Annotated in this window: 27 protein-coding genes and 3 pseudogenes; 29 read left to right on the forward strand and 1 reads right to left on the reverse strand. The window is 25.2% G+C overall.

What is annotated here, in order from left to right:
- Positions 1-253: 253 nt before the first annotated feature.
- The 9 genes from ACTG48_RS21845 (at position 254) to ACTG48_RS21885 (ending at position 7903) form a co-directional block, all read left to right on the forward strand.
- Entirely contained in the window at positions 254-874 is a 621-nt protein-coding gene (locus tag ACTG48_RS21845) for an integrase (RefSeq protein ID WP_236877239.1), read from the forward strand.
- 129 nt (positions 875-1003) lie between these two features.
- Positions 1004-1933, forward strand: coding sequence for a hypothetical protein (locus ACTG48_RS21850; RefSeq protein ID WP_479918877.1), 930 nt, complete (start codon positions 1004-1006; stop codon positions 1931-1933).
- Between the two features lie 3 nt (positions 1934-1936).
- On the forward strand, positions 1937-3472 hold the full coding sequence (locus ACTG48_RS21855; protein ID WP_479918878.1) for a hypothetical protein: 1536 nt from the start codon (positions 1937-1939) through the stop codon (positions 3470-3472).
- A gap of 504 nt (positions 3473-3976) precedes the next feature.
- Positions 3977-4243 carry a helix-turn-helix domain containing protein gene (locus ACTG48_RS21860; protein ID WP_227825339.1) on the forward strand — a complete coding sequence of 89 codons (267 nt, stop codon included), beginning with the start codon at positions 3977-3979 and terminating at the stop codon, positions 4241-4243.
- 68 nt (positions 4244-4311) lie between these two features.
- Positions 4312-4557, forward strand: coding sequence for a hypothetical protein (locus ACTG48_RS21865; protein WP_021383056.1), 246 nt, complete (start codon positions 4312-4314; stop codon positions 4555-4557).
- A 1-nt stretch (position 4558) separates the two neighbouring features.
- Positions 4559-4945: a retropepsin-like aspartic protease gene (locus ACTG48_RS21870; RefSeq protein ID WP_021383052.1), complete on the forward strand. Its 387-nt coding sequence runs from the start codon at positions 4559-4561 to the stop codon at positions 4943-4945.
- Between the two features lie 29 nt (positions 4946-4974).
- Positions 4975-5241, forward strand: a complete 267-nt coding sequence (locus ACTG48_RS21875; protein ID WP_167641047.1) for a helix-turn-helix domain containing protein — start codon at positions 4975-4977, stop codon at positions 5239-5241.
- A gap of 80 nt (positions 5242-5321) precedes the next feature.
- The gene (locus ACTG48_RS21880) at positions 5322-6500 is read left to right on the forward strand and encodes a hypothetical protein (RefSeq protein WP_479918879.1); all 1179 of its coding nucleotides are present in this window, start codon (positions 5322-5324) and stop codon (positions 6498-6500) included.
- A gap of 689 nt (positions 6501-7189) precedes the next feature.
- Positions 7190-7903 carry a LytR/AlgR family response regulator transcription factor gene (locus ACTG48_RS21885; RefSeq protein ID WP_021383099.1) on the forward strand — a complete coding sequence of 238 codons (714 nt, stop codon included), beginning with the start codon at positions 7190-7192 and terminating at the stop codon, positions 7901-7903.
- A 487-nt stretch (positions 7904-8390) separates the two neighbouring features.
- Here ACTG48_RS21885 and ACTG48_RS21890 read toward each other — a convergent pair whose 3' ends face one another.
- Complete coding sequence (locus ACTG48_RS21890; RefSeq protein ID WP_044212557.1) at positions 8391-8744, reverse strand: helix-turn-helix domain-containing protein; 354 nt, start codon at positions 8742-8744, stop codon at positions 8391-8393.
- A 180-nt stretch (positions 8745-8924) separates the two neighbouring features.
- On the opposite strand from ACTG48_RS21890, the gene ACTG48_RS21895 reads away from it, so the two are divergent.
- The 20 genes and pseudogenes from ACTG48_RS21895 (at position 8925) to ACTG48_RS21990 (ending at position 21169) form a co-directional block, all read left to right on the forward strand.
- Positions 8925-9098: a hypothetical protein gene (locus tag ACTG48_RS21895; protein ID WP_479918880.1), complete on the forward strand. Its 174-nt coding sequence runs from the start codon at positions 8925-8927 to the stop codon at positions 9096-9098.
- Positions 9099-9134: 36 nt separating this feature from the next.
- Positions 9135-9359 carry a hypothetical protein gene (locus tag ACTG48_RS21900; RefSeq protein WP_021383150.1) on the forward strand — a complete coding sequence of 75 codons (225 nt, stop codon included), beginning with the start codon at positions 9135-9137 and terminating at the stop codon, positions 9357-9359.
- Between the two features lie 37 nt (positions 9360-9396).
- Positions 9397-9633: a hypothetical protein gene (locus ACTG48_RS21905; RefSeq protein ID WP_021383153.1), complete on the forward strand. Its 237-nt coding sequence runs from the start codon at positions 9397-9399 to the stop codon at positions 9631-9633.
- Positions 9634-9851: 218 nt separating this feature from the next.
- The gene (locus tag ACTG48_RS21910; RefSeq protein ID WP_479918881.1) at positions 9852-10259 is read left to right on the forward strand and encodes a DNA ligase; all 408 of its coding nucleotides are present in this window, start codon (positions 9852-9854) and stop codon (positions 10257-10259) included.
- A 53-nt stretch (positions 10260-10312) separates the two neighbouring features.
- A complete protein-coding gene (locus ACTG48_RS21915; protein ID WP_021383058.1) occupies positions 10313-10831 on the forward strand; it encodes a hypothetical protein in 519 nt (172 codons plus the stop codon).
- Between the two features lie 289 nt (positions 10832-11120).
- Positions 11121-11975 (forward strand): annotated as a pseudogene (nrdD, locus tag ACTG48_RS21920) (anaerobic ribonucleoside-triphosphate reductase); the annotation flags it as partial.
- Between the two features lie 113 nt (positions 11976-12088).
- The gene (locus ACTG48_RS21925) at positions 12089-12604 is read left to right on the forward strand and encodes a GIY-YIG nuclease family protein (protein ID WP_479918882.1); all 516 of its coding nucleotides are present in this window, start codon (positions 12089-12091) and stop codon (positions 12602-12604) included.
- A 406-nt stretch (positions 12605-13010) separates the two neighbouring features.
- Positions 13011-13259: pseudogene (nrdD, locus tag ACTG48_RS21930) on the forward strand (anaerobic ribonucleoside-triphosphate reductase); the annotation flags it as partial.
- Positions 13260-13470: 211 nt separating this feature from the next.
- Positions 13471-13716 carry a hypothetical protein gene (locus ACTG48_RS21935; RefSeq protein ID WP_479918883.1) on the forward strand — a complete coding sequence of 82 codons (246 nt, stop codon included), beginning with the start codon at positions 13471-13473 and terminating at the stop codon, positions 13714-13716.
- 19 nt (positions 13717-13735) lie between these two features.
- Positions 13736-13888: a hypothetical protein gene (locus tag ACTG48_RS21940; protein WP_479918884.1), complete on the forward strand. Its 153-nt coding sequence runs from the start codon at positions 13736-13738 to the stop codon at positions 13886-13888.
- A gap of 53 nt (positions 13889-13941) precedes the next feature.
- Positions 13942-14169 carry a hypothetical protein gene (locus ACTG48_RS21945; RefSeq protein WP_479918885.1) on the forward strand — a complete coding sequence of 76 codons (228 nt, stop codon included), beginning with the start codon at positions 13942-13944 and terminating at the stop codon, positions 14167-14169.
- A 141-nt stretch (positions 14170-14310) separates the two neighbouring features.
- Positions 14311-15330: pseudogene (gene nrdD / locus ACTG48_RS21950) on the forward strand (anaerobic ribonucleoside-triphosphate reductase); the annotation flags it as partial.
- A gap of 16 nt (positions 15331-15346) precedes the next feature.
- Positions 15347-15844, forward strand: coding sequence for an anaerobic ribonucleoside-triphosphate reductase activating protein (gene nrdG / locus ACTG48_RS21955; protein WP_227825332.1), 498 nt, complete (start codon positions 15347-15349; stop codon positions 15842-15844).
- A 34-nt stretch (positions 15845-15878) separates the two neighbouring features.
- Positions 15879-16010 carry a hypothetical protein gene (locus tag ACTG48_RS21960; RefSeq protein WP_021383042.1) on the forward strand — a complete coding sequence of 44 codons (132 nt, stop codon included), beginning with the start codon at positions 15879-15881 and terminating at the stop codon, positions 16008-16010.
- A 56-nt stretch (positions 16011-16066) separates the two neighbouring features.
- Positions 16067-19138, forward strand: coding sequence for a PHP domain-containing protein (locus tag ACTG48_RS21965; protein WP_479918886.1), 3072 nt, complete (start codon positions 16067-16069; stop codon positions 19136-19138).
- Between the two features lie 102 nt (positions 19139-19240).
- Entirely contained in the window at positions 19241-19492 is a 252-nt protein-coding gene (locus tag ACTG48_RS21970) for a hypothetical protein (RefSeq protein WP_021383111.1), read from the forward strand.
- Positions 19492-19809: a hypothetical protein gene (locus ACTG48_RS21975; protein WP_021383026.1), complete on the forward strand. Its 318-nt coding sequence runs from the start codon at positions 19492-19494 to the stop codon at positions 19807-19809. The genes ACTG48_RS21970 and ACTG48_RS21975 overlap by 1 nt, the downstream gene beginning before the upstream one ends.
- A 119-nt stretch (positions 19810-19928) precedes the next feature.
- A complete protein-coding gene (locus tag ACTG48_RS21980) occupies positions 19929-20186 on the forward strand; it encodes a hypothetical protein (protein ID WP_479918887.1) in 258 nt (85 codons plus the stop codon).
- 51 nt (positions 20187-20237) lie between these two features.
- Complete coding sequence (locus tag ACTG48_RS21985; RefSeq protein WP_021383145.1) at positions 20238-20489, forward strand: hypothetical protein; 252 nt, start codon at positions 20238-20240, stop codon at positions 20487-20489.
- 11 nt (positions 20490-20500) lie between these two features.
- The gene (locus ACTG48_RS21990; RefSeq protein ID WP_479918888.1) at positions 20501-21169 is read left to right on the forward strand and encodes a hypothetical protein; all 669 of its coding nucleotides are present in this window, start codon (positions 20501-20503) and stop codon (positions 21167-21169) included.
- The last annotated feature ends 44 nt before the right edge of the window (positions 21170-21213 follow it).

The raw sequence follows: 21213 nt of genomic DNA on the forward strand, positions 1-21213 counted from the left end.
GAGAAAAAAATGCTTAAAATATTGTTTACGTCATTAGCAATTTGTATAATTATTAAATTATCTATTTCAATATTTAAAGATTCATTAAAGTTTTTGAATATGTTTGATAATAAAAAGGAAAGTTTTATTGGGTGGATAATTTTGTGTATTCTAAGTTTGATTATCTATTGTTTGATAGACATAATATTGTAAAAAAATGATATAATTCAGAAATATATGTAGATAAAAGATAGAATTAAAAGATGAACATAGTATGACAATTGTAATCTCATATAGTATACTTGATTTAGAGGTGATTAGAATGACTTGGAACGATTTGAAAAATAATGATATAACATATATAGTTGAATATATTAATAATAAGTTAAATGATAATAAGAGTTTGACTAAAGTTGCCATAGAGCTTGGCGTGTCTGAAAGTAGTATAAGAAAATATCTCACTAAAAGAGGTTATAAGCGTATAAATGATGAGTATATATTTATTGGTGACAATGGTATGACAAAGGTAGTAAATAATAAACCACAGAGTAATAATGATAATATATTTAATATGACAATAGAAGATGACAACAGTCACAACATAGTAATTGACAATCAATTTAAAAATAATATAATTTCTTTAGCAAAAGACTATGACAAGATACAAGATGTTTTGAATTGGTTTGATAAAAAAGATGATACAAATGTTATAGAAGTTATACAAGATGGAATTAAAATTGATTTACCATCTAAAGACGCTATAAGGACTACTGTTAGATTAAATAAAGACGCTTGGAATTTATTTGATAAGTTTTGTGAAAAATATAGAGAGTTTAATAAGTCTGATTTAATGAGTATGGCATTATTAGAATACATAAAAAAGTATGATAAATAAAAATGACAATAAAATTGTAGTTTTAATGCAAATAACCTTATTATTTTGAGGTTATTTTTTATTTTCCATTTAAAACGGAGAAGGTAAGTGTTATAATATATATAACTAAAAAAAAGGATGTTTAAGCATATGAATTATAATTTAAAAAATGAAAATATATTATCAGAGCTATTACAAAATGAAGATGAAAAAACAAGGATTGGCATACTCAAAGTTTATAAAGTTTTAATATTTTGGTTTGCTAAAGAAGGAAAGCTTATTGAAAAGGAAAATGACTATATTGTTGAGATAGTAGGTAATGATAAAGAAAAAATTGTAAGAGATATGAGTCAGGATAAAACATACAATGCTATAATGGCTATAATTTTCAAGATTAACAAGATATTTAAAACTTTAAACTATGATATTCACTTTTCTAAGCCAAAAGATTTAGTTGCTGAATTTGATTTATCAAAATACCTAACAAAAGATGAAGTCCTTCAAGTATGTAATAAGTTAACTAATGCACAAGATAAGTTTATAATTTACGCAGCTTTTTGTGGACTCATTGGTAAAGATGCTGAAGACATAAGGGGTATAAAAATAAAAGACATAGATTTAGAAAAAAGGTTAATAAAATTAAAGGATACAGAGTTTAAATTGGACAAACTCTTATCTGATTTTACAAAAGAAACATTAGAGCAGAAAGAATACAAACAATATCTAGAGCAAGATAGTAATGCGGCTGAATTTTATCTATTTAATTCTAATTCGGAATATCTGATTAAAACTAAGCCAGATGCCCGATATGGAAATGGATTAAAAGAGATAGGATATTCAACAATTCGTAAAAGATTACTTATAATTACTGCTTATTTAGATAATAAAGTACAGTTGAATTTCACTAATTTAAAAATTTCTGGTATTATGCATCAAATGCAACTAAATGAAAAAAAATATACTAAATCTGGCTATTGGACTAATAAAAGCTTAAAAGAGTTCAAAGAAGACAATGATTTGAACTTTAAGATACAAGAAGTTCTATCTATTTATAAGCAAAAATATGCTAAAAAGGAGTAAGCTATGAGTAAAGATGTGAAAGAGAATAACATAAATCTAAATAAAATAGATTTAATCATACATGCTATTTATGATACAGAGACATTTAAATTATTAACAAAAAAGTTTTTTGAAATCTTTAGGATACGAAATGATTTACCTACTGAAAAAGTAAAGCCTATTTTTGAAGATTTTGTATATTCTACAATTGCTGATAAGATTGATGAATTGGACACTCCTACTAAAGCTAAAAGATTACGAAAAAAACATAGTAAAAATGCATGGGACTTAAAAAAAAGATGGATGAGAATGACATTAGAATCTATGAATAAAACAGCAAATAAATTATTGAAAAAGGAATATGGAATTGTTAAGGGTGAATTTATAAAAACTGGTAGGATTATTACTGCTGCCGTGGATAGTCCTGAAGAATTACTTGAAATAAGAAAAGATTTTCTTGAACAATGGTCTTCAAATTTATCTTATAAAATATCTGACTATATTTATCTTGAAGAACTAAGTGATAGTAAAATTAATTCAGCCTTTTCACATGATTTGATTCTATGTGTCACTAAAATCTTACAAGATGAATATGAATTTGATATTAACAAGATAATTATTAAAAGTCCATCACAATTAGCTCCTGGCATATTTATACCTCACACTAGAGGCAGAAAAATAAATCATTTAAATGTGGCAAGAAAAGATGAGAATTTATATCAATCACATCCATATGATGCTATAAATGATTCTGGTACACAGATAGATATGTTTTATGAATTTAATTTAGACCCTAATTCAAGTGATATTAAAAACATTGATGGATTAAAATTAGAACTTACTAATCAAACAACAGAAAAAAAAGCTATTAGTAAATTATTTTTAGACAAACAAGATTTAGATATAATCAGATTCGCTTATTCATATAGTTATTTAAATTCGTATACTTTTTTCTTATCAGATTTATTAAAGTATTTAGGATTGACAGATGCTAAGGCAAATTATCAGAAAGTAAGAGATAAATTAATGAAGTTACCATTTTATACTTTTTATACTGAGACATATGAAAAAGATGGTAGCTTAAAATCTCAAACAAGTTTCAACCTATTTTCAAGAATCCATATAGAAGAAATAAATGGAAGAAATGCTGTTCAAGTTACAAAAGCATTTGTTGAAGAAATTGAAAGAGTCTCAACTGAATTAATGTATAAAAATGAATTAAAAAAATTAAAACTACCACAGTCTATCAACTTAGCTTACTTACTTGAAGGTAGAAGAAGTTTTGAAATTAGTCAAGGAGTAAACATAGTAGATAAAAAATATACATTTGATATAGAACAACTAAAATGGTATGTACATTTAAATAATAAAAATAAACTAAAAGATAATATGAAATATATTGAAGATGGACTTAAAGAAATTATGGAAAATCAATTTATAATAAAAAAATATGATGTAGGATATGGATATTTTGATATTTGGTTCTATGAGGATGTTGAAAAAAGGAAATGTCTAATAAATAATACAGTTTTATCTTTACCATCTTATATAGTAGATTAAAAAATAATGGTCTGTACTCCGTAGTAATTAGTCTTATGTATTTCTTATTACTCGAATTTTAAAATTAAAAACTATGAATAATGGCCTGTGCTCCGTAGTAATTGTTTTTTGGTATTTTTCAAAAAGTACAAATAATGGCCTGTGCTCCGTAGTAATTCAAAAAACCACTAAAAAAGCTGTTTTTTGAGATAAAAATAATGTCGAAAAGTTTTTTTTATTCTAAAATTCAGCTTTTACACCTCTTGAAATTGCTGCTCTCTAATATGAATAATGGTCTCAGCTCCGTAGTAATTCAGAAGTATTGAAATAACTATTCTCCAATATGAATAATGGTCTGTACTCCGTAGTAATTCAAATAGACAAAAACTTTTAATTTGGTTAAGATAAACTTATATAAATGTAAAATTTTTAGATTATTTTTATAATAATATATTTTTAATAATAATCCATAAAAAAATAATGGTCTCTACTCCGTAGTAATTAATCTTATATAAGGAGAGAATTATGAGTATTAAATATAAAGATAAAGAATTTGTGCTTGTAGAAAAAAAGAATGTAAATGAATTAGACAACTCTAATATAAAATATATTGACCTGAAGGACAAGCAGTACTATGTAGTTACACAAGGTAGAAGAAGTAAGAGATTTAATAATGAAGATGTGAGTGAAATAAAAAAAGACTTAAATAATGGTATGAGTTTAAGAAAATGTGCTGAGAAATGGAATTGTAGTACAAGAACCATACAAGATATAAAACAAAATAAGTACTAATGAGGTAATATTTACATTTTACCTCACTAATATTATAATATTCTTATACTATAAAGGAGTTGATTTCTATGAAATGGTCAGAGGTTAGAAACTTATATCCTAATTCATTTGTAAAATTAGAAATTTTGGAATCGCATATACAAAATGAAAAGGAGTATGTAGATGAAGTAGCTCTTATAAAAGTTATTCCTAACAATAAAGAGGCTTTAAAAGAATTCAACAGATGTAAAGATAAAGAAATTGTATATAACACCAAGAATAAAGAATTTGTAATAGATATCATAAAACATATTGGTATAAGAAGAGGTTTGTAGTATGAAAAATTTCAAATATAAAAATGGACTATTATATACAGATATAGAAATCTTAATTGAAAATAAAAGTATCCTTGTAAAAGATATGATCATTGATACTGGAGCATCTCATACTATAATATCTTCTTCTTATTTAGAGGAATCAGATATTGGATTTAATGATGATGATACAATTGTAAAGGCTTCTGGTTATGGTGGGACTGTTCAATATTCAGTAAGGAAATTAGTTAATAAGGTTGCTTGTGGTGATATAACTCTTGAAAATATAAAATTAGATTTTGGAGAGATTGACCCAGAAGAAAAAGTAAATGGTTTATTAGGATTAGACTTTTTAATAAATGCTAATTTAATTATTGATTTGGTAGATAATTTATTAATACAAAAATAAAACATATTTATATAAGGGGTTATCACAATATGAGTATTAAATATAAAGATAAAGTAGTCTTTATTGTAGATAGTTCGAAAAAAGAGAAGCTAGATAAAGCTGGAATTGAATATGAGACTTTAGAAAATGAAAATTATTATGTAGTCCAGCAAGGTAGGAGAAGCAAAAGATTTAATGATGAGCAGGTAAAAAAAATAAAAAATGATTTAGATAATGGATTGAGTATAAGAAAAGCAGAGCAAAAGTATAACTGCGGCAGAAATACTATCATGAAAATCAAAAAAAATGAATACTAATGTTACACATTCTTACAACATGTAACCATATGTGTTATAATAATTTTATAGAAATATTACTAAGAAAGGAGGATTATAATATGCAAGAATTAAAACCAGTTGCTAGAATATCAAAATCAAAATTAAAAGATATCTTAGATGTTTTTAAAACTTCTATAAGAAAAGTAGAAAAAATAGACTATTCCGCTTGTAATTCTTGTGCAATAAAAAATAATCCTTCTTTTGATAGTAATAAATTAAATGACTTTTGCTCAAATTGTCCTAAATTAAACACTATATCAGAGTTTTCTTATGTTACAGAAAAAGAAACAGAAATAGGTACAATAGAGATTGTAACTAATGTAAATAAACATATTACTTTAAGTAAGAGTGCTATAAAGCAATATCTAGCATATCATTTTATAGTATCTAATAAAAACTATGTTAGAAAATCAATATCATTTCAAAACATAGCTGATATATGCAATATCTCTGTTGTTACAGCAAGACATAATCATAATGTATTATTACAAGTTGGATTAGTTTATTCTACAGAAATAAAAAGAGGTAAATTTGATATAGTCATAGATGAAGAGTACAAAAATCATCTTAAAAAAGAAGATGGTGGAAAAGGTTACTTGACTATGTCATTAGATACTTTAAATCACCTATTAAGTTTTGAAAATGTAAATGAGTTAAAACTTGAAATTAAAAAATTAGTTTGGGCTGATGCTAAAGGAAGTAAATTAGGTAAGAGAATACGATTTAAAAAAGATAATCTTATCTCTATACTTCCAGAGTACATAAAGAAATCAAACAAGCGTATAGATACCTTTCTAAGAAGCACTAAAACTTTATTTGATATAAGTAATGATACAATAGATACAAAGCGTTATGAGACGAAAGAAAGCATCTCAGAGAAATATACAGAATCTGTAAGAATAAAAATATTAAAATTCTTTGATGATACAGGATGCTCCTTGAGTTCTAATTATAGTAAAGTATTATCTCAGTTAAATTTAGATAGATATAATTTATTTGAAGAAGATTTAAGAAATAAATTAGAAATAGAAAAAGATATTATTATAAATGACTTAGTTGGATTAGCAGTACAATATGGAGTTAATAGAGTACTAGCAGCATTAGATTATATGTTTAATAAATATACAGTTGACGAAGAAGATACAAACTATAATGAGATACGTAATCCAGGAGCATTTATAAGAACATTGATTGTTCAGAGCATAAATAAGAATGGAAGTTTAGCAATAGCAATTTAATATATGGAGTAGTTCAAAAAAATTGATTTTGACTACTCCTATTAGTGTTTGTATTCAAATAATAAAATACTTAAATAGAGCTATAAAGAGTGTAAAATCTATATTAGCTCTATTTTTTTATGCTTATTTTAATTAAATTATATACACAATAGAAAGTTTTTTATACATATTAATAACTTAATTTTCCAATAAGAATATATAATTATTCAATTTCTTAAGAAACTTATTCTAAAAAAACAACAATACATCAACAACATATTATTATTAAAATTTATATTTTATTGTACTAATTGCAATTACTATAATTAGTAGCTTATTATTATTTTCTAATTATTGATTTAAATTTCTGTTTTAATTGTTATTATTAATTTCTGTTTTAATCAATGAACAGTATCTATTTAACATCTATTTAATTAATTATAAAAATATAATAACAACTTTACTCTTCTAAATTTTCTTGCTCATTTATCAATTTATTTTTTAAGGATATAACAATAACTTAAAAGTTATATTTGAATGACAATTTATAAGTAAAGAATTAACAAAATTATATTAATATAAAAATTAGCTCTACAGACATAAAATGATAAAAAAAGTATTTATAATACAACAAATTACAATAATTACCAAAACTCAGATATCAAAAATATATAATATTTATTAAATATATATTTTGAGGAGTGATTATTATGGTAATAATTATTTGTGAAAATGATGATATGCAAAGAGATATCATTCATGACTTTATTAAGATTTTTTTAAAGAAAATAAAAATAAAACAATATGAAGTTTTATTATTTAAAAATGTAGAAGAACTTTTAGAAAAAGATTCTAAAAAAGTAGATTTAGTTTTAATGGATCTAAACTTAGAAGATAAAAATGAATTTGAAATATCAAAAGAAATTAGAAAAAGAAATAAAAATGTTAAGATTATATTTACTACTGAATCTAATGAAGATGTTGTTAAAGAATATGAAATAAATGCATTTAGATACCTAATAAAACCAATATACTACAAAAATTTTGAAAAAATAATGATTGATTTTGCTATTGATTGGAGAAAAAGAGAGGCTGTTATTTATATAAAAAAAAAGAAAAAAATCATAATAATAGAAGAAAGAGATATTTTATTTGCAGAGATTGTTAAAAGAAAATTAAAGGTTATAACAAAAACAGATGAATATATAATAAATGAAAAACTTGATATATTTGAAGAAAAGCTAAAAGAAGGGATTTTTTTTAGATGTCACAAAAGCTATCTTATAAATTTGTTACAAGTTAATAATTTGAACTATAATTTTGTATATTTAACAGAAAATAATATAAAAATTAAAGTAGCTCCTAGAAAAGCAAAAGAATTAAAATTTTATTTATCAAATATATTGAGAGATAGAATTTGGTAAATAATTTGTTTAAAAGAATCGAATGTATGTTCTTGATGATTTATAGAGAAAGAGTTATAATATTATTATGTAGGAAAATAGGAAAAAAATTAATATTTTTGTATTTTTTGTTATCATTTGCGATTTTAGTATTGAACTTTTCTAAAAAAAATCTTATTATTTAATCAAGCAATCTACTTTAATAGAGTAGGTATTTATTAAAAAAATACATATATGAAATATTCATTTCAGATGCAGATAACTTCAATTTTACTAAATGCTGAGGGATTTTAGTTTCTTTAAGAACAAATGTTCCTGAAATGGGAATAGAGTGAGGAGATGATTGGGTAAAAAGTATTAACTTTATAATTATTTTATTTATTATATGGGGGGATTTAATGAAAAAGCAAGTTACAGAAGAAATACTTAAGATGCTCAAAAAAATGGATTTATCTTCTTTACTCATAATTAAAAGTTTTATATCTAAAATAAAATAGCCCTTCTAGGGCTATTTACTTAGTTTATTTATTATTTTTTGTACAACTTCTCTTTCATCATCTGTAAGTTCTGCAAATGTTAAAAAGACTTTTTTCAAGAATTCATCATTACTTGAAAATGTCTTACCCATCATTGCTGCTAATTCAATATCATCTATATTTTTAAATATTTTTCCATTTCCATTTCGTAACCAATCTTCATTTACATTAAAAACCTCACATATTTGGTAAATATGTCTTTCAGTGATATTTCTCTCTCCATTTTCAAGTTTTGATATTGACGCAGATGTTAATTTTAATTTATCACCAAATTCTTTTTGTGATAATCCTAATTCTTTTCTTAATTTTTTTAGATTATATATCATTGTGTTCAATATATCACCTCCATTAATTAAATTATACAATTCGGTATTGACAAAGTCAATATATTCAGTGTATTAGGTAAACAAAGTATAAAATATATTGACATTGTACAGTATAAGATATACAATGTAATTATAACAAAGTAAATATAAAAATATACAAAGTCAAGAAAGAGGCGAGTTATGGTTGATGAAAAACATAAAGAATTAATAAAAATGTTGTCTTTATTTAAAAAATTGAAAAATATAAATCAAAATTTGGTTTATAAATTATCTTTGGAAATTATATCAAATAGAAAAAATATAGAATGTCATAAGTATAATAAGGTTAAGTGCCAGAATAAAAAGATTCATTAGTAAATGAAATGAATATATCAAAAATAGGAGAATCATATGATCAGAGAAATATTAAATAAAAAAGGAAGTCTTTTGAACTTATCAAGTGAATATCTCACAGAGCAAGATTATATTAAATTTCAAAAATGGTATATAAAAAAATATAAAAAAGAAAATGCTTATACAGCCTCTATAGATGAGTATTTAAATTATAAATATGATAAAGAGTTATTAAAATATGTATTAGATTTAAAATTTCAAGAAGCAGTAGAAGCCTTGTAAATATTAAAATTTAGTAAATTTAAAGGAATGATGAAAAATGGATAATAAAGAAATAGAATTAACACAAGATGATATAAAAAATACTATAGTTGCTTTAAATACTATAAAATATGTTTGTATCAAGTCTAAGCACTGCAAAAACTGTCCAATTGGACATATGATAAAAATTGATGAATATAATTGTTTACTATCAGAATTAATTGATAATGGAATATTGCCTGTAGATTGGAAAATAAAAAAAGTATCAAGATTATTAGATACAACATTTAGCTAACAATTTCTTTTGAGGAGTATAAATATGAAGAAGAAAATGATAAGAATAAAAAAATGTGAATGTGGTGGAGATATATTTAAATTAAGTACGAAAATAGGATTTATTTATCAATGTAAAAAATGTGGAGAAATGTATAAATAAAAATTTCAAGTAATAAAAAAGTAAATAAAATAAATGATATGACGAATAATATACCCAGTAGATTTAAGGAGGAAAAAATGCAAGAAGCATTATTTGTAAAAAACATCTTCAAAAAACTAAAAAGTACATCAAGCAGAAAAGAAAAAATAAATATATTAGAAAAAAATAAAAATAATGGTATGTTTGTAACCTGTTTACAATTTCTTTTAGATGCAGGTATTTTAACTGGGTTATCTAAAAAGAAACTATCTAAAAAAATAGGGAATATTGAGTGTAAAAAAATATATAGCATATATGATATGATTGATTATCTATCTGAAAATAATTCTGGAAGAGATGTTGATATAAAAACAATACAATTATTTTTAGAAAAAAATAAAGAACTTGAAGAATTTATAATTGGTATAGCTACAAAAACAATTAAATTAGAGATTTCTTGTAAAACTGTAAATAAAATTATGCCAGGTTTAATAAAGGAACATTAAAAATGTTAATTAAAAAATAAAGTAGATTTTGCAATGGAAGGGAGAGTGTATATATGAGTATGATAATAGTAGCTAGTGTAGATGAAGAGGAAATGATTTTTAGAACAGAAATTAAAAAACTAGAAGAAGGAAATGAAGTAGTTGCATTTGTGAATGGAACAATGAAAATAGCTATATTTAAGAGGTTTATAGATAAATGTGAAGACTATATAAAAGACATAGCTTTTCAAAAAATTGATTTAAATAGATATAAAGAAATTGTAAAAAAAGAAAATGACAGAGTAAAAAATGAGTTTAAAGATATGTGTATAAAACAATCTGAACTTATGATCAGTAAAGAAATAGATGATTATTTAAGGATATGTAGATTTAATTATAATAAAAATAAATTTACAAAATATGTAGATGACACAGAAATATCAATATATAAAAGTGAAAATAAACATTTACTTCATATTTTTTCATATAAAAACTCAATATCAACTAAGATTGATATAACTAATAAAGGTCTGATTACAATAATAAAAATAATTAATAAATACATATTGAAGGAAAGTGATATAAATTTTTAGATGGTTCAGTATATTGATATATTATAAATTAATTTTTAAGTAAGGAGGATTAAATAATAAAAAAAGTGATTTATTTAGCATTATGTATTATTTTAGCAATTATATTGTTTACAACAGGAAAAGAATCAAGTACATATCAAATTTCAACTCAAAGAATCTTACCAGTATAATATAATTTTTATATAGTCAAATATTTACCACTTATGGAAACAGAATATTATTGATAACATGTATGTAAAAAGGGTATTATTTAAAGGTTGAAAATAAATATTAGAAAGAGAGTGATTTAATGGAAATAATTAAAAGGGATGGGAGCAAGGTACCTTTTGATAATACAAAGATACAGATTGCGATAGAAAAGGCAATGAAAAATGGAAGTGGAATTTACATAGAGGATATCTCAAAATTAATAGCAAATGATGCTGAATTTGAATTTAATAATAAGAAAAATATTCCTACGATTCATCAAATAGAAGATTTTGTATATGATAGACTTATACATTATGGTCAAAAAGATACAGCTAAAGCATATGAAGGTTATAGAGCTGTTCAATCGTTCAAAAAACAGATTAATACAACAGATGAAAGCATATTAGGTTTAATAAGCAAGACGAATGAGGATATTTTAAGAGAAAATTCAAATAAAAATTCAATAATCGCATCAACTCAAAGAGATTTAATTGCTGGAGAGGTTTCTAAAGATATAACTAGAAGAAAATTGATACCACCTCATATAGTTCAAGCTCATGATGAAGGAGTTATACACTGGCATGACATGGATTATACATTACAATCAATATTTAATTGTTGCTTAATAAATATTCAAGATATGTTAGATAATGGAACAGTAATAAATGAAAAATTAGTAGAATCTCCAAAGTCATTTAGTACTGCTTGTACTGTAACTACTCAAATAATGGCTCAAGTGGCTAGTAATCAATATGGTGGGCAGAGTATCACAGTAAAGCATTTAGCACCTTATCTAAGAAAAACATATGATAAATACTATAAGAAATATTTAGATAAATATAAAGACGAAAATTTAGCTAAAGAATTGGCTGATGATAGAAAATTAGATGATTTAAAAGCAGGAGTTCAAACGATTAGATACCAGCTTTCAACTTTGATGACAACGAATGGTCGACTTGGCCGTCTATAGTGGAAACATTATAGATTATGAGGTGGTGAACCTGTAAATACAGGGTGTGGCTTAAATAAGCTGCTATCGGTGAAAACTAAGGTTAAGATAGGTGTTTTATGATAATATATAAAGTTACTAATTTGATAAACAATAAAATATATATAGGTCAAACTATATTAGATTTAAAAACAAGAAAAAGACAACATGAAAATAGTTATAAGTATGGATATAGGTATGCTTTTTCTAATGCTATAAATAAGTATGGAAAAGAAAATTTCAAGTGGGAAATTTTATATGTAGCCTCTAATATTGAAGATTTAAATGAAAGAGAAAGTTATTATATAAAAAAATATAAAAGTCTTACTACTCAAAATGGATATAATTTAAAAGGCGGAGGGAAAAATTCGTTTTTGACTGAAGATGTTAAGATGAAAATATCAAATTCTCAAATGGGCAAATTAAATCATATGTATGGGAAAAAAGGAGTTCTTAATAAAACCTCTAAAAGAGTTAAAAATATTACAACTGGAAATATATATGAAAGTGCTAGTCTTTGTGCATTAAAAGAGAACATTAATTTATCTCACATTTGTGCAGTATGTAGGGGTTCAATAATATTTATAGATATCTAGATGCTAAAGGAGAGATTATAGAGCCAAATTCAGTAAGTAGAATTAAAAACATACCTGTAAAAAATATTGATACTGGAGAAATTTTTAATAGTGTTGCAGAAGCAGAGATTTTTTATAAAGGAAAGAAAAGTGGAAATTTAAATAAAGTTTGTAAAGGCCAACGAAAGAAATTTGCAGGATTTAGATGGAAGTATTTATAAAACTATTTTAACTATGTCAATACCGAGCCAAGCTTAGAAAGAAATTTCTTTGAAGGTGTAACGACTAATTCATACAATCCTTTTGGGATTATGAAGAATGTACTATATAAGTGAAATTCTTATATGGGAAGTGCCATCTACCTAAGTTAGTTTAACTAATATGGTAAAGAGATAGTCTGTGGTTATAGAAATATAATTTGGGTGTGCAAGCACCATTTGCAACAATTTATCTTGAAGTAGAAAGTGGAAATGAATACGAAGAAGAGATGGCTCTTATTTGTGAGGAAATGATAAAACAAAGATTAGAAGGAATGAAAAATTACAAAGGACAAGAAATAGGGGAGGCTTTCCCTAAACTAGTTTATCTTCTTGATGAGGATAATTGTTTAGAAGGTGGCAAATATGACTACATCACAAAATTAGCTGCTGAATGCACAACCAAAAGGTTAGTTCCTAAGAGATAATTGGGACTTAATACAGAAATGTATTTCGAATAACCTCGTGAACCTATAAACATAGGGTGTGCAATCAACGTATAGTAGTCATAGTAAATGATGACGAATGATTGTGCTAACAGGGAAAGCTAAGTCTAAAATTAGATATGCTAATCCTGTGGTAAGTTATTGTGTAATATATCTTCTAAAATATAGTTTGGAGGATATTAAAGTGAGAAAAAATAAGACCATGTATAAAGATTTAAAAGAAAAATATCAAGAGTATGGAATTGAAATAATAAGTATAGATGAATATGAATGTACTTATAAATGTTGTGAATGTGGGGCTATAAAAACTAATATATTGAATTCTATAAGAAGACAGCTAAATGAAGGTAAAACATTACATACTGAGGCTTGTTCTAAATATTATAATGATATTATAAGAGAAGAAATAGGGGATAAAAATCTTAGATAGTTTAGAAGTTTTTATAGATATGCAAAAGAAAGATGCTGCAATCCAAACTCAAAAGATTATGAAAGATATAATGGTAAATTTAAATTTAAAGACTATACAGAATATGCTAGATTTTGCTTTGAAGAGTATAAACAATCATATAAAATATATGGAGAAAATAATCTTAGCATAGATAGGATAGATAATTCTAAAGGGTATGAGATAGGGAATGTTAGATTTGTTCCTATGAATATAAATGCTAAAAACAAAGATGACATATATCCAGTTATGGCTGTTAATATATTTGATAAAACAATAATAGAGTGTGACTCTTTAGTACAATTAGCTAACGAATATTTTGAAGGAAAATCAACTTCATTATATCAATCAGTTCAAGAAAATAGACTTTACTTAAATACATGGAAGATATTTTATACAATAAAAACTCAATCGACTATCGAAAGCAGAACATAGAAGAAATATCTATGGGGAGAAGCAAGTAGAGTACAGGTAAATGGGTGGAAATCCCGACTGGAAGTGCGAGGGTTCTTATATTTGTTAATAGAATATAAGAATATAATATAGTCAGAACCTATAGAAATATAGGATTACTTGGATTATCAATCAGCTAAAATTATGCGTACTAATTATGAAGGAAATACATTCCCACCTATGGGGTGTAGAAGTCATCTTAGCACATATAAAGATAAAAATGAAAATTATAAATGGTATGGAAGATTCAATCAAGGTGTAATATCTTTAAATTTACCTCAAATTGCAATAGTAGCTGATAAGAATATGAATTTATTTTGGAAGATATTAGATCAAAGATTAGAATTGTGCAAAGAAGCTCTTTTAACTAGACATAACATGCTAAAAGGAACACTCTCAGATGTATCACCTATACATTGGCAACATGGAGCTATAGCTAGACTTGAAAAAGGAGAGAAGATAGATAGACTTTTAGAAAATGGATACTCAACTTTAAGCCTTGGATATGTAGGAATATATGAAATGGTTCAAGTTATGCTAGGTATAAGTCATACAGAAGAAGAAGGAGAAAAATTTGCATTAGATGTTATGAAATACATGAAAAATAAATGTGAGGAATGGAAAGAGGAAACTAAATTAGGATTTGGTTTATATGGGTCTCCTGCAGAAAATTTAGTATATAGGTTTTGTAGGATAGATAAACAAAAGTTTGGGGAAATAGAAAATGTAACAGATAAATTATATTATACAAATAGTTATCATGTTCATGTTTGTGAAGAAATAGATGCTTTTAGTAAATTAAAATTTGAATCTCAGTTTCATAGTATAAGTTCAGGGGGATGTATTTCATATGTGGAAGTTCCTGATATGAGCAGAAATCTTGAAGCAGTTGAACAAATCATAAATTACATATATCATAATATTCAATATGCAGAGATAAATACAAAGCCAGACATATGTTATAAGTGTGGATACACTGGAGAAATAAAACTAGATGAAAATTTAACTTGGTATTGTCCATCATGCGGAAATAGAGATGAGACTGAAATGCAGGTTATGAGAAGGACTTGTGGTTATATAGGAACTAACTTTTGGAATAAAGGTCGTACTCAAGAAATAGGAGACAGAGTACTTCATTTATAAGAAAGGGTTATGAATAATGAAATATGCTGAAATAAGAAAGTTTGATGTATCAAATGCACCAGGAGTAAGAACAACACTCTTTGTATCTGGATGTACCCATAATTGTAAGGGATGTTTTAATAAAGATTTACAAGATTTTAATTACGGAGATGTATGGTCTAATAAAGTGGAAGATAAGATTATTTCATATCTAAAAAATGATAATATAGTAGGTTTAAATATATTAGGTGGAGAACCATTGCAACAAATAAAGGATAATGATTTAATTGATTTTTTAAAAAGAGTTAAAATAGAGACGAATAAAAATATCTGGCTTTGGTCAGGTTACTTGTTTGAAGAAATATTAAGAGATCTATCAAGAAAAATATTTTTAGATTATATTGATGTTTTAATAGATGGTAAATTTGACATTTCAAAAAGAGACATTTCATTAAAATATAGAGGCTCATCAAATCAAAGAGTTATAGAGGTTCAAAAATCATTAAAAGAAAATCAGATAGTATTATATAAGTAAGAGGGATATCTTTCCCTCTTTGGAGGTGATTGATTTGACTAAAAAAGAATTCACAAATAAATTTCTAAAGGAGCAATTCAAAAAAAAGAAATTTTTAGATTATGAATTTGAAAATTTCAAAATGAATAGAAGATTTAGTGAATGGAAAAAGAATAAAAAACATTAAAATATTTAAGTGGAGATAGAATTTGTTAAAAGAGACTTTGAGGTAGAGGTGATTAATTGAGATATAATAATTATCATAGCCATAAAATATACTCAAATATTAGAACCTTAGATGTAATTACCAAGCCACAACAATATATAGATAGGGCAATAGAGCTTGGCCATACTACATATTTTACAACAGAACATGGATATCAAGGAAATGTACATGAAGCAAAAACTTTATGTGATAAAAGCAATTTAAAAATGATTGTTGGAGCAGAATTTTACTATGTAAATAATATAAATGAGAAAGATAGAGGAAATTATCATCTAATAATAATTGCTAAAAATAATAGTGGCTATAAGCAAATAAATAAAGCTTTAAGTTTAGCTAATACAAATGGGTATTACTATAAACCTAGAATAGATGAAAAGATACTATTTGAGATATTTAAACCAGAGGATGTGGTTATTACTACTGCATGTGTAGCTGGAGTATTAAAACTTGAAAATAGAGAAGAACTAATAATAAAACTAAAGAGTCATTTCAAAGGTAATTTCTTTCTTGAAGTGCAATCCCACCCTCATAAAACTCAAGCTTTACATAACAAAGATGTTTTAGAGTTAAGTAACAAATATAATATAGATATAATACATGCCAGTGATAGCCATTATATTTATCCAGAAGAATCAAAATATAGAACTAAATTTCTTAAAGCTAAAGGTATAAATTATCCTGAAGAAGATGGATTTATTTTAGATTATCCAAATTCAGATGATATATTTAAAAGATATGAAAAACAAAATGTATTAACAAGGCAAGAAGTTGAAATAGCATTAAAAAATACTCTAATATTTGATGGATGCGAAGAAATCACATTAATAAATGAAGATATAAAGTTGCCATCAATATCTAAAAATCCAAATAAAGAACTGAAAGAGATATTAAATAAAGAATGGTTAGAGAAAAGAAAAAATATATCTAAAAATAGATGGAATGAATACTTAGATGCTATAAGATATGAATTTGATATTATAGAGGAAACCCATATGGAGGATTACTTTATTATAGATTATAAAATAGTTCAAAGAGCCAAACAAGAATATAATGGTCTTCTTACTAAAACGGGGAGAGGTTCAGCACCTTCATTTATAATAACTAACCTTTTAGGGCTTACTGAAATAGATAGATTAAATGCTCCAGTACCATTATTCCCTACTAGATTTATGAGTGTTGAAAGAATACTATCAGCAAAATCTTTACCAGATATAGATTTAAATGCTGAAGATGCAGAACCATTTATACAAGCAACTAGAGACTTGCTGGGAGAAGAAAATTGTGCTTGGATGATAAGTTATAAGCCGTTACAAGATGCATCAGCATTTAGATTATGGTGTAAAGCAAATGATATGAAATTATCAGAGTATGATGAAGTGGCTAAAAACCTAGATAAATATATAAATGATGATTCTTGGAGAGATATAATAAAGGAATCAAAGGTATTTGTAGGAGTTGTAGAAAGCATTTCCTTCTCACCCTGTTCTATGCTTATATATGATAAACCAATAGATGAAGAAGTAGGACTATTAAAAACTAAGGATGGGATATGTTGTAATATAGATGGATATTATTGTGATAAGTATAAGTATTTAAAAAATGATTATTTAACAGTGAAAGTATGGTCACTAATCAGAAAAACTTGTGAATTAGCAAATATTAATATTCCTACAATTGAAGAACTGAATAGTTTATTAAATAGTAAAACCTATGAGATATACAAGAATAAATTAACTTGTACTATAAATCAAGTAGACTCAGACTATGCGACAAACCTAGCATCTAAATACAAAATATCAAGTGTGGCTGAAACAAGTGCGTTTGTAGCGAGCATTAGACCAGGTTTCACATCTTTATTAGACAATTTCATTAAAAGAAAGCCATATACAACTAATGTTAAAGAACTAGATATATTATTAGAGGATAGTTACCATTACCTTATGTATCAAGAGTCTATAATGAAGTATCTAATATGGTTAGGGATAGAGGAATCCGAGAGCTATGATATTATAAAGAAAGTAGCAAAAAAGAAATTTAAAGAAAAAGAGTTAAAAGAATTGCATACTAAACTAAAAAATAACTGGATTAAAAAAGTCGGAACTGAAAATAATTTCGAGGACACATGGCAAGTTGTAAATGATGCCGCCTCGTATTCCTTTAATGCTTCACATAGTCTTTCATACGCATATGACAGCTTATATTGTGCATACCTTAAGTCACATTATCCATTAGAATATTATACTGTAGCATTCAACTTATATAATGAAGATACAGAAAGAACAAGAAAATTAACAGATGAAATAAAGTATTTTGGTATTAAGTTAGAAAATCCTAAATTTAGATTCTCAAAATCTGAATACTTCTTTAATAGAGATAAAAATAGTATTTACAAGGGAATTGAATCCATTAAATTTTTAAATTCTGATATAGGAGAATATCTATATTCTCTTAAAGATAATAAATATGATTCATTTTTAGAGCTATTGAATGACTTACAAGGACATATAAACTCTAAACAATTATCTATACTAATTAAATTAGATTTCTTTGAGGAATTTGGAAAGTCCAACAAACTTTTAGAAACTTATGATATCTATAACTCAATATATAGTAAAAAACAATTTAAAAAAGATAGTTTACCATGCAAGATGGAAATTATGAGGAAATATTCTAATAAAGAAACAGAAAAAATATTTAAAGAAGTTGATACAAAAAAATTATGTTCATATCTCGAAAGTCAAATTGAAAATACTGATATACCAATCAATGAAAAAATACAAGCTTATTTTGAATTTGTGGGTTCGTGTGACATAAAAGATAGTAATTCAAATCCAAGATATTGTTTAGTAATAGATATAGATACTAAATACTCTCCTAAAGTCACATTGTATAATATAAATTCAGGTAATACAAAAATTTTCAAAGTAAATAAAGCTATTTTCGAGGATAATAAAATTGGAATTTATGATTTAATATATTTAAAATCAACTAAAGAAAAAGCTAAAAGTAAAAAAGTAAATGGAAAATGGATTAAAAGTCATACAGAGACAGAATGGTGGATTCAAGAATATTGGAAAATAGAAAATTAAAAATATGACCTCGTATATGGCTTCCTAAGGCTTTGTATAAAATACTGTTTATATTTGTACATTACAATCTCAAAATGGCATATAAGAGGCAGGTGAAAGGTAGTGATTTCAATAATTATAGATGAACAAAGACACTATGATTTATTAGAAAAAAATAGAGAATTAAGTATGAAAATTGATGAATTAAATGAAGAAATACTCTTTTTGCAAAAAGAGAATAAAGAGTATGAAGAAGTTTTAGAGAAGTGGCAAAATGTAAAAGAAGAAATTAAATCTGCATATGAAATTAGAAGAAGATTAAATAGAAAACATGGAAAGTTAGAAATGATATGGCGTAAAATCGAGGATTTATAATGGATACAAATAAAATATATGAGAAAAAAGAATATATTATTATCAAATCTAAAACTGGATATATTGTCTACAATACAAATAAAAAATTTGAAGAAGGTCATACTCATTTAAAAAGTTATAATGCTGCTAAAACAGCTATAGATTTAGTTATTAGGAGAAGAATTCCTAGAAGCTATTCTGTTTATTTTCTTACGAGTTTGATGAGAATATCTAATGATATACAGTATATAAATGATATTATGAATATAAGAAATAATAAAGGGTTAAAAGAGAAATATATAAATTCTAAAAATGTAAAAAAACTATTGAGAACTTAGAAGGTATATTATACAATATAGCTACAGATAAAATAGAGAAGGTAAAAATAAAGAAAAGATATTATTGTTGGATAAAAAAGTAATTAAAATGATAATTTTAATATTATTAGGGGGTATCTATGAGGTGTAAGAACATGCTAATAACAGGAGCTTTAATAGCTGGTAGTACAATACATGTATTTGCCAATACAGAAGATGTTGTTAATAATAACATGAATAAGGAACTTATGGCAGGTACAGCAAGGAATATTAATTTAATGTATAAAAATGAATGGGAAAAATATAAGAATAGTTCTGAATATAAATTAGAAATTAAAAGAATTAATTTAGAAAAAGAACTAGGAATAAAAATAGAAAAACTAATTCCTGTGACATGAGAAGTAAGTTATTATACTTCTTTAAATTGTGAAAATAGTAAGTATGGAGCTGTGACGGCTACAGGAGAAAATTTACAATATGGTTTTGTGGCCAATAATCATCTTAAATTTGGAACTAAAATATTAGTTGATGGAAATTTAAAACTTGTTAAAGATAGAGGCTCTAACAAATATTTTAGCAACTCTAATGCTATAGATGTATTTGTACCAAGATTAGATGGAGAGAATAATTATAAGTATTATAAAAGGGTGAACAATATGGGAAGACATTACAAAGAAGGCTATATTATAGTAGAAAGTTAGGAGTTGATAAATTGAATGTAAGTGGAATAAAAATGCCAGGAATTATTGATGTTTCAAACGTGTATGTTTATGGAATTAAAGAAAGTATAATTGCAAGTGGTTATCCGATGTATGAACAACAGGTAATAGATATGAAAAAAGTAAACATTTCAGAAAAATATTTAAAACGAGCAAATCAATTAGGCAAATCAAAACAAGGTTCAGGTCATGATTGCTTTTCTAAAGGGATAATAGTCCAAATGGATTTACAATGGTCAGAATATATGTGGAGACAATGGGACAGATATCATCATAATGATTATGTTTCAAGTCAAAGTAAAATGCATAGATTATCTAAATTTAATCTTAATGATATGTGTAATAAATATGTTGATAAAAATACAATAAGTTTTCTAAGTGAGTTAATTCATGAGTATAATAACTTTGAAAAATTGAAATTGAATAACTCTAATAATATTATTCTCAGAAATGGAGAAAAAGTCGAAGCCACAAAAGAAAATCTTTGGAAAATAATAATATCAAATTGTCCATCTGGTTTAATGTTAACTGCAAGAGTTACATTAAATTATCTACAAATAAAATCTATGATAAGTCAAAGAGAAAATCATAAAATGGAAGAATGGAGATTCTTATGTGATTTTTTTAAAACATTACCAAAATATAAAGACTTAATGATGTAATAAGTTTTGTTAGCAATTAAATTTTAAATATAAAGGAGAAGTGT

The sequence above is a fragment of the Clostridioides sp. LIBA-6822 genome, assembly GCF_056688955.1.

Coding starts and splice junctions, on each gene's coding strand:
- ACTG48_RS21845 (WP_236877239.1), top strand. CDS start 254: ATGACAATTGTAATCTCATATAGTATACTTGATTTAGAGGTGATTAGA.
- ACTG48_RS21850 (WP_479918877.1), top strand. CDS start 1,004: ATGAATTATAATTTAAAAAATGAAAATATATTATCAGAGCTATTACAA.
- ACTG48_RS21855 (WP_479918878.1), top strand. CDS start 1,937: ATGAGTAAAGATGTGAAAGAGAATAACATAAATCTAAATAAAATAGAT.
- ACTG48_RS21860 (WP_227825339.1), top strand. CDS start 3,977: ATGAGTATTAAATATAAAGATAAAGAATTTGTGCTTGTAGAAAAAAAG.
- ACTG48_RS21865 (WP_021383056.1), top strand. CDS start 4,312: ATGAAATGGTCAGAGGTTAGAAACTTATATCCTAATTCATTTGTAAAA.
- ACTG48_RS21870 (WP_021383052.1), top strand. CDS start 4,559: ATGAAAAATTTCAAATATAAAAATGGACTATTATATACAGATATAGAA.
- ACTG48_RS21875 (WP_167641047.1), top strand. CDS start 4,975: ATGAGTATTAAATATAAAGATAAAGTAGTCTTTATTGTAGATAGTTCG.
- ACTG48_RS21880 (WP_479918879.1), top strand. CDS start 5,322: ATGCAAGAATTAAAACCAGTTGCTAGAATATCAAAATCAAAATTAAAA.
- ACTG48_RS21885 (WP_021383099.1), top strand. CDS start 7,190: ATGGTAATAATTATTTGTGAAAATGATGATATGCAAAGAGATATCATT.
- ACTG48_RS21890 (WP_044212557.1), bottom strand. CDS start 8,744: ATGATATATAATCTAAAAAAATTAAGAAAAGAATTAGGATTATCACAA.
- ACTG48_RS21895 (WP_479918880.1), top strand. CDS start 8,925: ATGGTTGATGAAAAACATAAAGAATTAATAAAAATGTTGTCTTTATTT.
- ACTG48_RS21900 (WP_021383150.1), top strand. CDS start 9,135: ATGATCAGAGAAATATTAAATAAAAAAGGAAGTCTTTTGAACTTATCA.
- ACTG48_RS21905 (WP_021383153.1), top strand. CDS start 9,397: ATGGATAATAAAGAAATAGAATTAACACAAGATGATATAAAAAATACT.
- ACTG48_RS21910 (WP_479918881.1), top strand. CDS start 9,852: ATGCAAGAAGCATTATTTGTAAAAAACATCTTCAAAAAACTAAAAAGT.
- ACTG48_RS21915 (WP_021383058.1), top strand. CDS start 10,313: ATGAGTATGATAATAGTAGCTAGTGTAGATGAAGAGGAAATGATTTTT.
- ACTG48_RS21925 (WP_479918882.1), top strand. CDS start 12,089: ATGATAATATATAAAGTTACTAATTTGATAAACAATAAAATATATATA.
- ACTG48_RS21940 (WP_479918884.1), top strand. CDS start 13,736: ATGCAAAAGAAAGATGCTGCAATCCAAACTCAAAAGATTATGAAAGAT.
- ACTG48_RS21945 (WP_479918885.1), top strand. CDS start 13,942: ATGAATATAAATGCTAAAAACAAAGATGACATATATCCAGTTATGGCT.
- nrdG (WP_227825332.1), top strand. CDS start 15,347: ATGAAATATGCTGAAATAAGAAAGTTTGATGTATCAAATGCACCAGGA.
- ACTG48_RS21975 (WP_021383026.1), top strand. CDS start 19,492: ATGGATACAAATAAAATATATGAGAAAAAAGAATATATTATTATCAAA.
- ACTG48_RS21980 (WP_479918887.1), top strand. CDS start 19,929: ATGAGGTGTAAGAACATGCTAATAACAGGAGCTTTAATAGCTGGTAGT.